Here is a 14,413-nt window from a genome sequence, read left to right as displayed (position 1 = left end):
TCTTTGAGGCAGGCAGGGCTTGTGGGGTTTGTTGACCTGCGGGTCAAGAACTCACACGTGGCGAATTATGCTTTTGTATACAAAGAAAGCAAATAATGTTTTTGGTTTTGTGTGCGAAAAATCTGAGGACTTGGCTATATCACGTCAGGTCTTTATGCCTGATAGCGCGGAAGGTGGGCAGCGCCTGCTCGGCGGCCTGGGAGGGCGCGCCGAGAGGAAGGGGTTATCAGTCGTCTACAGGTTTTCCCGCCAGTGCCTGGTTTACTGCCAGCCAGCCATTGACCGCACTTTCTCCGGCTTCGGCGAAGGCCCGTTGCAGCAGTTTCACTTGTTCGCGACGCAGGGAGTGTTCAAAGCGCACGCCATCGTCGGTCAGTTGCAACAGGCGTTTTCGTTTGTCGCTGGCCGGGGCGACGCTGTCTACCAGGTGCATTTCCATGAGTTGGCGCAAGGGCGTATTCAGCGCCTGCTTGCTCACCCCCAGCAGCGTGAGCAGTTCTTTCACGCTCAGGCCGGGGTAGCGGGCAATGAAAAACACGATGCGCTGGTGCACGCGACTCAAGCCGCGGCGCTCGAGCATTTCGTCGGCCTTGGCGGTAAAGGCCTGATAGCCAAAGAAGAAGGCTTCCATGGCGGCTTGTTGCGAGGTCTGGCTTTTAAGGTCAAGCATATTGACGTATCTGCGAAAACCGGCGTAATTTCGGTCAAGCAGTTTGACGTATTTCCTCCGACCTTTGCTAGCGGTGACCTCCATGGCCTTCTCCGAACGTGTATCGCGCCTCAAAAGCTCCTTGATCCGTGAAATCCTTGCCGCGGCCCAGCGCCCGGAAGTGATGTCGTTCGCTGGAGGGCTGCCGGCCGAGGTGATGCTGCCCAAGGTGCAGTGGCAAGACATGCCCTTGTCCATGGGCCAGTACGGTATGAGTGAAGGCGAGCCGCAGTTGCGTGAAGCCCTGGCTGGCGAGGCGCGCAAGCTCGGCGTGCCTTGCGAAGCGAGCCAGGTCCTGGTGGTCAGCGGCTCCCAGCAGACTCTTGATCTGGCGGCCAAGCTGTACATCGACAAGGGCACCCAGATCCTGTTGGAAGCTCCAACCTATTTGGCCGCCCTGCAGATCTTCCAGTTGTTTGGTGCCGACTGCCTGACGGTGCCACTGGAGGCCGATGGTCCGGATCTGGCGCAGATGCGCACCCGCCTGGAACAGTATCGTCCAGCATTCGTCTACCTGATCCCGACGTTCCAGAATCCTTCGGCAGTGCGCTATAGCGAAGCCAAGCGTGAGGCGGTGGCGGCCCTGCTGGACGAGTTCGGCGTGACCCTGATCGAGGACGAGCCCTATCGCGAGCTGACCTTCGACGGTGGCAGCGCGACACCCATTGTCAGCCGCTTGAAAAAGGCCAGTTGGATCTACACGGGCACCGTATCGAAAACCCTGCTCCCGGGATTGCGGGTTGGGTATCTGATCGCCAGTCCGGACCTGTTCCCCCATCTGCTGCGCCTGAAACAGTCCGCGGACCTGCATACCAACCGTGTCGGCCAGTGGCAGGCCATGCAGTGGATAGGCAGCGATCAGTTCCAGCAGCACTTGGGTGAACTGCGCAGTTTCTATCGTCTGCGCCGTGATGCCTTTCAGGTCGCGCTGCAAACTCATTTTGCCGATCTGGCTGACTGGCAGGTGCCCCAGGGTGGTCTGTTTTTCTGGTTGAGCTTGAAACAACCCCTGGATACCCGCACTTTGCTCAAGTCAGCGTTGGAACAAGACGTGACTTTCATGCCCGGCGAACCGTTCTTCTCTGAACCGGAGCGCAATCATGGGCATCTGCGGTTGAATTTCAGCCATATCGATCCGGCACGGCTGGACGAAGGCCTCAAGCGGCTGGCCACCGTAATACGTCAAGCACAGGCTGCAGAGGCAGCCTAAGGGGAGGGCCATGTACAAGGTTTATGGCGATTACCGTTCGGGCAACTGCTACAAGATCAAGCTGATGCTCAGTCTTCTAGGGCTGCCTTATGAGTGGCAGGCAGTGGACATTCTCGGAGGCGATACCCAGACCGAAGCTTTCCTGGCGAAGAATCCCAACGGCAAGATTCCGGTACTGGAGCTGGAAGACGGTACCTGCCTGTGGGAGTCCAACGCGATTCTCAACTTCCTGGCCGACGGCAGCGAGTTCCTTCCCAGCGAACCGCGCCTGCGTACCCAGGTCCTGCAATGGCAATTCTTCGAGCAGTACAGCCACGAGCCCTACATCGCCGTGGCGCGCTTCATTGAACAGTACGAGGGCCTGCCCGAAGAACGCCGGGACGAGTACCTGAAGCTGCACAAGCGTGGCTACAAGGCGCTGGATGTGATGGAGAAACAATTGAGCCGTACGCCATATCTGGTGGGCGAGCACTATTCCATTGCCGACATCGCACTCTATGCCTATACCCACGTGGCCCATGAAGGCGGCTTCGACCTGACTCGCTACCCGGCCATCCAGGCCTGGATGCAACGGGTGCAAAGCCATCCTCGGCATGTGGCGATGTTCGATTGAGCGAGGGGCGTTGCCCACTGGACCGGCCTTGTGCCGGTTCAGTGCTTTATGGGGGGCATCAATTCGCGCTGTTCGTCAAAGACTGGCCCAGCAGTTCATAACAGCGCTGCGCGGCAGGACTCAGTTGCTGGCCGCGGCGGCGGATCAGGCCGATCTCGCGGTTGACGTGCTGTTGCATCGGCCCGGGACAACAGCCCGGGGGAGGGCATCAAGCAGCCGAGAAGCGCTGGTTCAGGTAGTCGATGATCACTTTGGATTCATACATCCAGGTGGTCTGCCCATTCTCTTCGATACGCAGGCACGGCACCTTGATCTTGCCACCCTGCTCCAGCAGGGTCTGGCGATCCTGCTCATTGTTCTTGGCGTCGCGCAGCGCTACTGGCACGTTCAGGCGGTGCAGGGTACGGCGGGTCTTCACGCAGAACGGGCAGGCGTGGAACTGATACAGGGTCAGGCCCTTGGCGGCCTGTTCGACTTGCGCTTGAGCAGCGGCAGTGCGCTTCTGCTTGCGCGGGCGGGTGATGAAGTCGATGAAAATGATGAGTTGGCCCAGGCCGACTCGCAGCGCTTTGACGATCACGGTATTGCCTCTTGCCCATGAATGAAGGGGCGGCAGCTTACCTGATTTTTGCCAGACGAAAAAAAACCGGCGATCAACGCCGGCTTTTCTGCTCAGGGCCTGTTACTTGATCAGGCTGAGGAACTCGCTGCGGGTCGCGGCATTTTCGCGGAACTCACCCAGCATCACCGAAGTGATCATCGACGAATTCTGCTTCTCCACACCGCGCATCATCATGCACATGTGCTTGGCCTCGATCACCACGGCAACCCCAAGGGCGCCGGTCACTTGCTGGACGGCGTCGGCGATCTGCCGGCTGAGGTTTTCCTGGATCTGCAGGCGGCGAGCATACATGTCGACGATGCGCGCGACTTTCGACAGTCCCAGGACCTTGCCGCTGGGAATGTAGGCAACATGAGCCTTGCCGATGAATGGCAGCAGATGGTGTTCGCACAACGAGTAGAGCTCGATGTCCTTGACCAGCACCATTTCGCTGTTGTCGGAGCTGAACAAGGCACCGTTGGTGACCTCTTCCAGGGTTTGGGCATAACCGCGGCAAAGGTACTGCATGGCTTTGGCGGCACGCTTCGGCGTGTCGAGCAGGCCCTCGCGGGAGACGTCCTCGCCCAGTTGGCCGAGGATCGCGGTGTAATTCTGTTCCAGGGACATGAAACTACCTGTGGGATTTTACGCAAAGGGCAAGGGTACGGTGGCGGACACGGCGCTGCAAGCTTGGCGCAGCGGCTTTATTCGTCGCGGCCTTCCATCATGGTGCGTTTGAGCATCACGTACAGCGCCCCGGTGCCGCCATGTTTGGCCTGGCAGGAGGTGAAGCCCAGCACCTGCGGATGCTGGCGTAGCCAGGTGTTGACGTGGCTTTTGATCATGGGGCGCTTACCGTCCAGGCGCACGGCCTTGCCGTGGGTAACGCGCACGCAGCGGATTTCGAACTTGGTGGCTTCGGCGAGAAACGCCCAGAGGGTTTCCCGGGCCTTTTCCACGGTCATGCCGTGCAGGTCGAGGCTGCCTTCAAAGGGAATCTGGCCGATTTTCAGCTTGCGCATCTGGCTTTCCTGGACCCCGTCGCGGGCCCACATCAGCTCATCTTCAGGCCCCACATCGATGACAAACTGATCGGACAGCCCGTCCACGGTCGTGGTCTCGCTACGCACAGTGGCAGCTTGGCGCAGCTTGGCGATCTGTGCCCGGTCGGCCTTGGGTTTGCCTGTGTCGGCCCGATCGTGCTTGATCGGCTTGACGCCGCGGATCTCGTTTTTGAATAGGGAAAAATCGTCGTCTTGCATGTCAGCCTCCGCGAAGGGCGGCTAGTTTACCCAACTCGGAACACCTTAAGGCGCGCAAATCGCACCCAGGATTGTCAGTCGTGTTTTTTCATCAGGTGCGGCGCCATGTTCAGCGCCAGGGGCTGGCGCATGCGGCGCCGGCAACGCCGCCACAGGCGCACACCGACATACAGCAGTACCAGGCCGATCAGCAGGATCAGCGCCGAGCCCAGTGGGCTGGCGTTGAGCTCTCCCAACGCCGGAGCGCGTCCCAGCAGGCTTGCGGTCCCAGCCAGGGCCAGCAGCACGCCGAAGGTCGCCAGCAATGCAGAGAATCCAGCCCCCAGGCGCAGGCGCCAGTTTCGCGGGCTTTTGGGCCGCAATCGGCGTGCGTCAAAACCATCGGATATCTTCATTCCGACCTTCCTCAATGGGTATCGGCCCTTCGACCGGGAGTTGACCGGGTGGTTCCTGAGGCTAAGGCAATTGCTGCAAATGCGAGGCGTTTATGGATGAGCGGCCCGCCAGCCGCTCACCAAGGCTGGTCAGGTCAGGCTTGCGGTCTGGGCGAGAGTGGCGAAGTTGTCGGCCATGATCGCCATTTCAGTCTGCTGAACATGCTCGGCGCTGAGAATGCCGCCCTTGTAGGGCAGGTCACGGGTGGCACAGGCGTCCTCCACCAGGGTGCAACGGAATCCCAGGTTCTTCGCTGCACGTACGGTGGTGCTGACGCTGGAGTGGCTCATGAAGCCGGCGACGATCAGGTCCAGGGAGCCCAGATCCTGCAGGCGCTTTTCCAGTTCGGTGCCGTGAAAGGCACTGGGCAGCAGCTTGCCGATAATGGTCTCGTCGCCTTGGGGCTCAAGGCCGGGGATGAATTCGCCGCGCTCGCCCTGAGGGTCGAACAGGCCGCCGACGGTGCCGAGATGGCGTACATGCACGATGGGCCGGCCGGCAGCCCGGGCGGCGGCCAGCAGTTGGCCGATGTTGGCCACTGCCTTGTCCATGCCGGACAGGGCCAGGGGGCCGCTAAGGTACTCTTTCTGGGCGTCGATGATCACAAGGGTCGCGTGGCTCAAGTTGGCCGCTGCATAACCACGACCGCTGAGTTGAAACATCGTCTTTGGAACGGACATTCTGGGGCTCCTGTGAGTGGGGCTTTTGCGACATTGTCCTCTGGCGGAGCGCTTCTGTGAATCGCTACTAACGTAAGGTGCGCCGTTGTTGGCCTGCAGCCTTGTCAAGAGGGGCAAGGTATTGGGCTTCCCGGGCCAAAAGCGGTCTGTCGGGCGATTGTACGGGGGTGGCTTTTCATTCGTCGTCGGCAGGCGCTTTGGCTGTTAGAATTGCCGGTCGTTTTTTCAGGAGTCTGTCCCGTGATCACTTCCCGCCTTCGCACCTTGCGTGACCATATCCGCTGGGCTGTCAGCCGCTTTCATGGGGAGGATCTGTTCTTCGGCCATGGTACCGACAACGCCTGGGACGAGGCCCGCCAATTGGTGCTAGGAGCCTTGCACCTGCCCTGGGAAATCGCCGACAGCTACCTGGACTGCGCGTTGGAAGACGATGAACTGGTCCACCTTCAGCACCTGCTCAAGCGCCGTATCGAAGAGCGCGTGCCCACAGCCTATCTGTTGGGTGAGGCCTGGTTCTGCGGCATGTCGTTCATCGTTGACGAGCGTGTGCTGATTCCTCGCTCGCCCATCGGCGAGTTGATCGAGAAACGCTTCGAACCCTGGCTGGGCACTGAGCCTGCGCGGATTCTCGATCTGTGCACCGGCTCCGGTTGCATCGGCATCGCCTGTGCCTATGAGTTCCGCGAGGCCGAAGTGGTGCTGGCCGACCTGTCCTTCGAGGCCCTGGAAGTGGCCAACCAGAATATTGAGCGCCACGGTGTCGATGAGCGGGTGTTCACCGTTCAGGGCGATGGTTTCGATGGCTTGCCGGGGCAGCGCTTCGACCTGATCGTTTCCAACCCGCCCTATGTCGATGCCGAAGATTTTGCCGACATGCCGGACGAGTACCAGCATGAGCCCGAGCTGGGCCTGGCCTGTGGCGATGATGGTCTGAATCTGGTGCGGCGCATGCTGGCCCAGGCTGCTGATCACCTGACCGAGAAAGGCTTGCTGATTGTCGAAGTGGGCAATAGCCAGGTGCATGTCGAGGCGCTGTACCCCGAAGTCGACTTCGCCTGGCTGGACTTCGAACGCGGCGGTCACGGTGTGTTCATGCTCACTGCGGAGCAGTGCCGCGAGCACCAGGCATTGTTTGTCGCTCGCGCCTGAGCCATTTGCCGGCCCGCGCAAGGCGGGCCTTGAGTCTTGAAGAGGTTGCGACTCAGCGGTGAGTCGCAATCCAGATCAGCAGACCCGCCTGGAAAACCGCGAAGGCCACCAGGCAGGTGATGGTGAAACGCAGACCGGTGTCTTCACGTTTGTACTTGGTGACTTTCTCTTCCTGCTTGCGCAGTTTGACTTCCAGCTCTTCCAGGTTCTGCTCGGCCTGCTGGAGCATCTGCGCCGCTTCCAGTATCTCCACGAACTGCAGTTTCTCGGTGTTCCACTGGCTCAGCAGCTCGCCCACCTGAACATCCTTGACGCTGCCCTTGAGATGCTGGGCATCGGCATACACCACGTCGAAGCCCTGGGTTCGCAGCACATGATCGCGACGCAGGCGAGTGTCCTCATTGAGGGCGTCCTTGTTGGCGAGGTCGAAGCCGTCCACCCGGTAGTGCGGCCACTTCTTCTGAGCCCACTGCGCGGCCTGGGCCAGCAGGAAGCGCCCGATGCCACGGTTAAGCGGTTCGATCTGCAGTCCGCCTTCGGGCTCGAAATGCACCCGGTGGGTGTCGTGCTCGACCCAGACATCCAGGTGATTCTGTTCCTTGCGCACGCGCTGGCCGGGCAGGCTGATGGTCATGCGCAGCAGGCTGTGCTCTTTGTTGTTGCGTTCGGCATAACCGAACTCGACAAAACGCAAAGGGCGTCCGCCGGTGGCGCGATCGGTCTGCAGGGGCGCCAGGCGCAGCATCTTGTGATGTTCGGCCTGGACATCCGCCCACGGCAACGGCGCCGCTTCCGGTACGGCGGCTTCCTGCTCGGTGGCGGGTGAATTCGAGGTATCAGTCATAACGGCAAGTCCTGTCCAATCGCTGCGCGCCGACAGCAATCGAACGGCCGGCAAAGGCTTATCGGCCGTTTTTTTCAGGACTGGAGGGTAAAAACAGCCTAACGGGTGTGAAGTCCGTCAATAAAACTGATGATGGATCGGCCCAGCTCCGCCGCCAGTGGCAATTGCGGGTCCTTGTAGGACGCCAATTGGCGCTTGAGATCGTTGGGTACGATACGCAGGACATGGTTCATGCCATCGATCAAGGTCAGTTGAGCATCCGGTTTCGCCGCCTTGAGCACCCGGGCGTCGTCGATGCTGACCTGGATATCGTTGCTGCCCTGGATGATCAGCGCCGGCATTTTCAGGCGGGCGAAAGCGGCGGCCGGGTCCTCGCGGAACAGGGTGATCAGATAGGGTTGCACGCTGGGGCGGAAGATCACTTGCAGGGCCGGCGGCACATCGTTGTCGACCTGACCGGCCTTGAGGCTGTCCAGCAGTTCATTGCTGCGCACCATCAGCGCCGGCGGCAGGCGATAACTCAGTTGCTGGCGCAGCACCTGATCCACGGGCCGGGCGGTGCCGGAGATGGAGATCACCCCGGCGGCGTCCAGTTGGCGGGCGGCGAGGCTGGCGATCAGAGCACCTTCGCTGTGTCCCAACACGATCAGTTGGCCCAGGCGCGGGTCGGCCTTGAGCTGCTTGCCCCAGGCCACGGCGTCGGCCACATAGGCGTCGAGGGTCAGGTTGCGTTCATCCGGGGTCGCCGCGAGGCTGGCAGCCACACCGCGCTTGTCGTAGCGCACGCTGGCGATGTTGTGCTTGGCCAGCACCCAGGCCAGGCGCTTGAGGCTGTCGTTGCGCCCGCCGTCGGGGTTGTTGCCGTCGCGGTCGGTGGGGCCGGAACCGGAAATGATCAGCACCACCGGCACCGGCTGCGCAGATTTGGGCAGCAGCATCGAGCCATACAGCTCGCCGTGGCCGGTCTCCAGGCTTACGGGGCGTTGCAGGACGGCCGCGTTGACCAGGCCGGTGAACAGGGAAAGGCTCAAGAGAAGGACTCGCAGCATCATCACGCCATCATGGATAAGGTGCCGGTTGGACTCGGCCAGGGGCAGAAGGTTCGAGGATGAACTAGTTGGGTAGCCTGCGTATACTTGCGCCCTTCAGTAATCCTGATTGAGTTATTTCGGCTGATTTCACGGAGCTCCCCGCATGTCCGGCAATACCTACGGCAAGCTGTTCACTGTCACCACCGCGGGCGAAAGCCATGGTCCGGCGTTGGTCGCCATTGTCGACGGCTGCCCGCCGGGCCTCGAGCTGTCCCTGGAAGACCTGCAGCGTGATCTGGACCGGCGCAAGCCCGGCACCAGCCGTCACACCACCCAGCGCCAGGAACCCGATGAAGTCGAGATCCTTTCCGGGGTGTTCGAGGGCAAGACCACTGGCTGTTCCATTGGCCTGTTGATCCGCAATACCGACCAGAAGTCCAAGGACTATTCGGCGATCAAGGATCTGTTCCGTCCGGCTCACGCCGATTACACCTACCACCACAAGTACGGCATTCGTGATTACCGTGGCGGCGGTCGCAGCTCGGCGCGGGAAACCGCCATGCGCGTGGCGGCCGGGGCCATCGCCAAGAAATACCTGGCCAGCCAGGGCATCGTGGTGCGCGGCTACATGAGTCAGTTGGGCCCGATCGAGATTCCGTTCAAGACTTGGGATTCGGTGGAGGACAACGCGTTCTTCAGCCCCGATCCGGATAAGGTTCCAGAGCTGGAAGCCTACATGGACCAATTGCGCCGGGATCAGGATTCCGTGGGAGCGAAGATCACCGTGGTCGCCGAAGGCGTGATGCCGGGCCTGGGCGAGCCGATCTTCGATCGTCTGGATGCCGAACTGGCCCACGCGTTGATGAGCATCAATGCGGTCAAGGGCGTGGAAATCGGCGCCGGTTTCGCCAGCGTCGCCCAGCGCGGCACCGAGCACCGTGACGAGCTGACCCCGCAAGGTTTCCTCAGCAATAACGCCGGTGGCATTCTTGGCGGTATCTCCTCGGGGCAGCCGATCGTTGCCCACCTGGCGCTCAAGCCGACGTCCAGCATCACCACGCCAGGCCGCTCCATCGATGTTGATGGCAATCCGGTGGACGTGATCACCAAGGGCCGTCACGACCCTTGCGTGGGCATTCGCGCCACTCCCATTGCCGAAGCCATGATGGCCATCGTGCTGATGGATCACCTGCTGCGTCACCGCGGCCAGAACGCCGACGTGCGCGTCAGCACGCCGGTACTGGGCCAGCTGTAATGGCGGTTCTGCCAGTCGCTACGGTCTGATGACCGTGGCGGCGCTGCCGTACTGGCGGCTTTCCAGTTTCTACCTATTCTATTTCGCCCTGCTGGGCTCGACGGCGCCGTTTCTGGCGCTGTATTTCGATCACCTGGGTTTTTCCAGCGCGCGGATCGGCGAACTGGTGGCCATTCCCATGCTCATGCGCTGCGTGGCGCCCAACCTTTGGGGCTGGCTGGGGGACTACACCGGCCGGCGCCTGGCGATCGTGCGTTTTGGTGCAATCTGCACCCTGATCTGTTTTTCCCTGATCTTCGTCGACAAGAGCTACGCCTGGCTGGCCATGGTCATGGCCCTGCACGCGTTTTTCTGGCACGCAGTCCTGCCGCAGTTCGAAGTGATCACCCTGGCGCACTTGCAGGGGCAGACCTCACGCTACAGCCAGATCCGTCTTTGGGGCTCCATCGGTTTCATTCTTACCGTGGTGGCTTTGGGGCGCCTGTTCGAGTGGTTGAGCCTGGATATCTATCCGGCGGCGTTGGTGGCGATTATGGGCGGCATCGTGCTCAGCAGCCTGTGGGTGCCCAACGCCCAGCCTGCGGTGCAGGGGCCGCGGCTGGCCGGGGAAGGCTTTATCAAGCAGTTGCGCAGTCCCGGTGTGTTGGCCTTCTATCTGTGTGTGGCATTGATGCAGATGAGCCACGGCCCTTACTACACCTTCCTGACCCTGCACCTGGAGCGCCTGGGCTATACCCGTGGCCTGATCGGCATGCTCTGGGCCCTGGGGGTGGTGGCCGAGGTGCTGATGTTCCTGGCCATGAGCCGGATTCTGGCGCGGTTTTCCGTGCGCCGGGTGTTGCTGGCGAGTTTCCTCTTGGCGGCTTTGCGCTGGCTGCTGTTGGGCGGCCTGGCGGAACATCTCGGGGTGCTGTTGTTGGCGCAGGTGCTGCATGCGGCGACCTTCGGCAGTTTTCACGCCGCAGCCATTCATTTCGTGCAACGCAGCTTCGGCGCTCGTCAGCAGGGTCAGGGCCAGGCGTTGTACGCCGCCCTGGCTGGAACCGGAGGCGCCTTGGGGGCCCTGTATTCCGGCTACAGCTGGAACGCCCTGGGCGCCACATTGACCTTTAGTATTGCTAGCGTCGCCGCCCTGGCCGCAGCCGTTATCATTGCCACCCGCATGCAAGAGGAGTTGCCGTTATGAGCAGCCTGTCCGTCTACCACGTATCCAGCCCGGACCTGCCGAACAAGGTTCTGACCCACTTCGACGATATCGCTGCGACCCTGGCCGAACAGGGGATTGGCTTCGATCGTTGGCAAACCTCGACACGGATCGAGCCGGGGGTCAGTCAGGAGGAGGTGATAGCGGCCTATCAGGAGCAGATCGATCGGCTGATGACCGAGCAGGGTTATGTCAGCGTTGATGTGATCAGCCTCAACCGTGACCATCCACAACGAGTCGAGCTGCGTGCCAGCTTTCTCGACGAGCATCGCCATGGCGAAGATGAAGTGCGGTTTTTCGTCGCTGGACGCGGGCTGTTTTCTCTGCACATCGACGACTATGTCTATGCCGTTCTTTGCGAAAGGAACGACCTGATTTCGGTACCGGCAGGCACTGCTCATTGGTTCGATATGGGGGAGGAGCCGCACCTGGTAGCCATCCGCCTGTTCAACAATCCCCAAGGCTGGGCGGCCAACCTGACCGGAGACGCTATCGCCAGTCAGTTCCCACGCCTGGACGATTGAGCGGGAAGCTCAACGTCAACGGGCCGGCCCCACGCAAGGTGGGGCCGGCCCGAGCAGGAAGCCGAAGGTGGCTTAGGCGGAGTGGTAAGTCGGCAAGGCAAAGCGGTTTTGGCTTTGCAGCATGGAAATCTGCGGCAACTCACTGGCCTGTTCGGCCAAATCACGACGAATTGCACTGATGACCCAGGACAGCTGGTCGGCGGCATGCAGCTGCGCGTAGGAAATCGAACGCTTGAACTGTTTGCCTTCGCTGTTGCGCAGGGTGAGCAGGATGCCACCGTCTGGACGGGGTTGGGTGGTCACTTCGAAGTTGGAGAACAGGGAGGAAAATTTTTCTTGGATCAGGCTCATGTCTATCAGCTCCGTTAGCTCTTGAAGAGAAAGCGTGGAGTGATAGGTGCAGCGATTGTGCCAGTATTGTTTTTTTATAAAGTCCTTTTAAATCAATTAGTTATGATTTAAAGGATATTTCGGTTTCGTGCAAATTGCATGAATGGCCATCGTGCATCCTGCATTTTGCAGGTTGGCGGCGATTGGCCGTGGGCGTGGCTACGGTGTTATGACCGCTGGCCTTGAGAGAAAATTCAATCGTTTATGGATGAGGCTGGAGGGCCTTGGAGATAACCGGTGGGGAGATACAAAAGTTTGCAAAAACTCCGTGTACAGGCCCGCAACGGCTGACGTATTTTCCAGCCAGTGACGCTGTTTCAACGCTGCATCGGCGACCCAGCCGAACAGGTTTGAAAGGTGTCTCTGCGACATGGAATGTGTAGTGGCGTGATCCAGCGATCCTGCCCGACGGATAATAAGAACATAGGACGCCCTCCATGAATGGTCCCACCGCATTATTAATGCCGGTGCTCTCAGCAGCGCTGTGCTTGCCCTGCCTTTATCCCTTTGCGGGTTATCCCCGCAGTCTTCGCTTGCCGGTTGCCGAACCCTGGGTCGCCAACCCCGGTTGAGCCTTGTGCCGGCTGTGTTGCCAACACCCGGCCGGCCTGGCTGGGCACAGACCTTTGCTGTCGAACCGGAGCAACCATGAATAAGCACAAGAGCGACATGATTACCTGGGGCATGATGCTGCGAAAGGTGCCGTCCATTGCCAAGGCGCTGCCTCGGGTGGTGCGAGGCATGAAGGCGGGGAACATCGACAAGCCTGACCAACCCTGCGGACTGGGTTGGAGTTTCGAGCAGGCGACCCTGCGCAATCCCGAGGGGCCGGCCTTGTTGTATGGCGATCGGGTACTCAGTTATTCCCAGGTCAATCAATGGGCCAACCGCATCGCTGCCTACCTGCGGGAACAGGGCATCGGCAAGGGCGATGTGCTGGCGATTTTCATCGAAAATCGTCCTGAGTTGCTGGTCACGGTGCTGGCGGTGGCCAAGCTTGGCGGGATCTGCGCGATGCTCAACACCGCTCAGACCCAAAGCGTGCTGGTGCACAGCCTGGAGTTGGTCAAACCGGTGGGAATCATGGTCGGCGCTGAGTTGCTGGCGGCTTTTTCCGCGGTGCGCGATCAAGTGGATATCGATCCGGCTCGCACCTGGTTCGTGGCCGATCAGGACACCTTCGCCGACCCCGGACCGACTCCGGACGGCCTGGTCAATCTGATGGCCGAGAGCGCCGGTTATCCAGCGGACAATCTGGTACAGGCCCAGCGCATCTTTTTCAACGACCCTTGCTTCTACATCTATACGTCCGGCACCACGGGGCTGCCCAAGGCGGGGATTTTCAAGCATGGGCGCTGGATGCGCACCTCTGCCGGCTTCGGCACTATTGCCCTGGATATGCAGCCCGGCGACGTGGTGTATTGCACCTTGCCGCTGTACCACGCCACCGGGCTGTGCGTCTGCTGGGGCTCGGCCATTACCGGCGCCTCGGGGTTCGCCATTCGCCGCAAGTTCAGCGCCAGTCAGTTCTGGGACGATGCGCGTCGGTTCAAGGCGACGACTGTGGGTTATGTCGGTGAGTTGTGTCGCTACCTGATCGATCAGCCCAGCACTGCCCGGGATACCGAGCATGGGGTGTTGAAGATGATCGGCAATGGCCTGCGTCCGGGAGTCTGGAGCGAGTTCAAGCAACGTTTTGGTGTGGGTCATGTGTGTGAGTTGTATGCGGCCAGCGACGGCAATATCGGTTTCAGCAATATCCTCAACTTCGACAACACCGTGGGTTTTTCCCTGATCCCCTGGGCATTGGTGGAGTACGCCCACGATACCGGGGCGCCGTTGCGCAACAGCCAGGGTTTCATGCAGAAAGTGGCCAAGGGTGGACAGGGCCTGCTACTGGCGAAGATCGACGACAAGGCGCCGCTGGACGGTTACACCGATCCGGAAAAGAACCTCAAGGTGATCCTCAAGGACGTGTTCGAGAAGGGCGACTGCTACTTCAATACCGGTGACCTGCTGCGGGACATCGGGTTTGGCCATGTGCAATTCGTCGATCGGCTGGGAGACACCTATCGCTGGAAGGGCGAGAACGTCTCCACCACCGAGGTGGAGAACATTCTGCTGGGGCACCCGCAAATTGCCGAGGTGGTGGCCTATGGCGTCGAAATCCACAACACCAACGGTCGTGCGGGGATGGTGGCCATTACCCCGGCGGAGTCTCTGGCGACCCTGGATTTCAGTGCCTTGCTGCAATTCGCCAGGCAGCAGCTTCCGGCTTACGCGGTGCCGCTGTTCCTGCGGATCAAGGTGAAAATGGACACTACTGGCACCTTCAAGTACCAGAAGAGTCGACTCAAGGAGCAGGCATTCGACCTCGAACGAACCGGCGACGATCCGGTCTATGCCTGGCTTCCTGGGGCGGACACCTATGTGCAATTGACCCCGCAGATTTTTGCGGAGATCCAGGGCGGGCGTCTGCGTTATTGATTCTGCCTATGGCGGCTCT

16 protein-coding genes and 1 pseudogene are annotated in these 14,413 nt (G+C 60.5%); 7 read left to right on the top strand and 10 right to left on the bottom strand.

Annotation, left to right across the window (positions count from 1 at the left end):
• Positions 1 to 226: 226 nt before the first annotated feature.
• The gene (locus tag P7C00_RS23510; protein WP_346632237.1) at positions 227 to 670 is read right to left on the bottom strand and encodes a MarR family transcriptional regulator; all 444 of its coding nucleotides are present in this window, start codon (positions 668 to 670) and stop codon (positions 227 to 229) included.
• An 82-nt stretch (positions 671 to 752) separates the two neighbouring features.
• Between P7C00_RS23510 and P7C00_RS23505 the strand changes: the two genes are divergently transcribed.
• Both P7C00_RS23505 and P7C00_RS23500 read left to right on the top strand, forming a co-directional pair.
• Positions 753 to 1,919, top strand: a complete 1,167-nt coding sequence (locus P7C00_RS23505) for a PLP-dependent aminotransferase family protein (protein WP_404937473.1) — start codon at positions 753 to 755, stop codon at positions 1,917 to 1,919.
• 10 nt (positions 1,920 to 1,929) lie between these two features.
• Positions 1,930 to 2,532, top strand: coding sequence for a glutathione S-transferase family protein (locus tag P7C00_RS23500; RefSeq protein WP_404937472.1), 603 nt, complete (start codon positions 1,930 to 1,932; stop codon positions 2,530 to 2,532).
• A gap of 58 nt (positions 2,533 to 2,590) precedes the next feature.
• On the opposite strand, the pseudogene P7C00_RS23495 reads toward P7C00_RS23500, so the two are convergent.
• The 6 genes and pseudogenes from P7C00_RS23495 to P7C00_RS23470 all read right to left on the bottom strand — a co-directional run.
• Positions 2,591 to 2,698 (bottom strand): annotated as a pseudogene (locus tag P7C00_RS23495) (LysR family transcriptional regulator); the annotation flags it as partial.
• Positions 2,699 to 2,740: 42 nt separating this feature from the next.
• Positions 2,741 to 3,112 (bottom strand): glutathione S-transferase N-terminal domain-containing protein, encoded by a 372-nt coding sequence (locus P7C00_RS23490; RefSeq protein ID WP_404937471.1) that lies wholly within the window; start codon positions 3,110 to 3,112, stop codon positions 2,741 to 2,743.
• A 102-nt stretch (positions 3,113 to 3,214) separates the two neighbouring features.
• Positions 3,215 to 3,760, bottom strand: coding sequence for a GTP cyclohydrolase I FolE (gene folE, locus P7C00_RS23485; protein WP_011062625.1), 546 nt, complete (start codon positions 3,758 to 3,760; stop codon positions 3,215 to 3,217).
• A 77-nt stretch (positions 3,761 to 3,837) separates the two neighbouring features.
• Positions 3,838 to 4,395 carry a Smr/MutS family protein gene (locus P7C00_RS23480; RefSeq protein WP_103739899.1) on the bottom strand — a complete coding sequence of 186 codons (558 nt, stop codon included), beginning with the start codon at positions 4,393 to 4,395 and terminating at the stop codon, positions 3,838 to 3,840.
• Positions 4,396 to 4,469: 74 nt separating this feature from the next.
• Entirely contained in the window at positions 4,470 to 4,790 is a 321-nt protein-coding gene (locus P7C00_RS23475) for a hypothetical protein (RefSeq protein WP_346632233.1), read from the bottom strand.
• Positions 4,791 to 4,919: 129 nt separating this feature from the next.
• Positions 4,920 to 5,510, bottom strand: coding sequence for a cysteine hydrolase family protein (locus P7C00_RS23470; protein WP_346632232.1), 591 nt, complete (start codon positions 5,508 to 5,510; stop codon positions 4,920 to 4,922).
• Positions 5,511 to 5,750: 240 nt separating this feature from the next.
• On the opposite strand from P7C00_RS23470, the gene prmB reads away from it, so the two are divergent.
• Positions 5,751 to 6,659, top strand: a complete 909-nt coding sequence (prmB, locus tag P7C00_RS23465; RefSeq protein WP_346632231.1) for a 50S ribosomal protein L3 N(5)-glutamine methyltransferase — start codon at positions 5,751 to 5,753, stop codon at positions 6,657 to 6,659.
• A gap of 52 nt (positions 6,660 to 6,711) precedes the next feature.
• Here the strand turns inward: prmB and P7C00_RS23460 are convergent, their stop codons facing one another.
• Together P7C00_RS23460 and P7C00_RS23455 are read right to left on the bottom strand one after the other, a co-directional pair.
• The gene (locus P7C00_RS23460; RefSeq protein ID WP_346632230.1) at positions 6,712 to 7,503 is read right to left on the bottom strand and encodes a hypothetical protein; all 792 of its coding nucleotides are present in this window, start codon (positions 7,501 to 7,503) and stop codon (positions 6,712 to 6,714) included.
• Between the two features lie 98 nt (positions 7,504 to 7,601).
• Positions 7,602 to 8,555 (bottom strand): alpha/beta fold hydrolase, encoded by a 954-nt coding sequence (locus P7C00_RS23455; protein WP_346632229.1) that lies wholly within the window; start codon positions 8,553 to 8,555, stop codon positions 7,602 to 7,604.
• Between the two features lie 142 nt (positions 8,556 to 8,697).
• Here P7C00_RS23455 and aroC point away from each other — a divergent pair, with 142 nt between their 5' ends.
• The 3 genes from aroC to P7C00_RS23440 are packed head-to-tail and all read left to right on the top strand — an operon-like array spanning position 8,698 to position 11,517.
• Entirely contained in the window at positions 8,698 to 9,789 is a 1,092-nt protein-coding gene (aroC, locus tag P7C00_RS23450; RefSeq protein WP_123726996.1) for a chorismate synthase, read from the top strand.
• A gap of 28 nt (positions 9,790 to 9,817) precedes the next feature.
• Positions 9,818 to 10,975 carry an MFS transporter gene (locus tag P7C00_RS23445; protein WP_346632562.1) on the top strand — a complete coding sequence of 386 codons (1,158 nt, stop codon included), beginning with the start codon at positions 9,818 to 9,820 and terminating at the stop codon, positions 10,973 to 10,975.
• Entirely contained in the window at positions 10,972 to 11,517 is a 546-nt protein-coding gene (locus P7C00_RS23440; RefSeq protein WP_346632228.1) for an acireductone dioxygenase, read from the top strand. The genes P7C00_RS23445 and P7C00_RS23440 overlap by 4 nt, the downstream gene beginning before the upstream one ends.
• A gap of 72 nt (positions 11,518 to 11,589) precedes the next feature.
• Here P7C00_RS23440 and P7C00_RS23435 read toward each other — a convergent pair whose 3' ends face one another.
• Positions 11,590 to 11,868 carry a DUF3509 domain-containing protein gene (locus tag P7C00_RS23435; protein WP_019093389.1) on the bottom strand — a complete coding sequence of 93 codons (279 nt, stop codon included), beginning with the start codon at positions 11,866 to 11,868 and terminating at the stop codon, positions 11,590 to 11,592.
• Between the two features lie 687 nt (positions 11,869 to 12,555).
• On the opposite strand from P7C00_RS23435, the gene P7C00_RS23430 reads away from it, so the two are divergent.
• Positions 12,556 to 14,394 carry a long-chain-acyl-CoA synthetase gene (locus P7C00_RS23430; RefSeq protein ID WP_346632227.1) on the top strand — a complete coding sequence of 613 codons (1,839 nt, stop codon included), beginning with the start codon at positions 12,556 to 12,558 and terminating at the stop codon, positions 14,392 to 14,394.
• The last annotated feature ends 19 nt before the right edge of the window (positions 14,395 to 14,413 follow it).

The organism is Pseudomonas sp. JDS08PS003 (assembly GCF_045013505.1).
Lineage (GTDB): Bacteria > Pseudomonadota > Gammaproteobacteria > Pseudomonadales > Pseudomonadaceae > Aquipseudomonas > Aquipseudomonas protegens_B.
The sequence above is the reverse complement of the archived record's forward strand: the minus strand, read 5'-3'. Positions and strand labels throughout refer to the sequence as shown.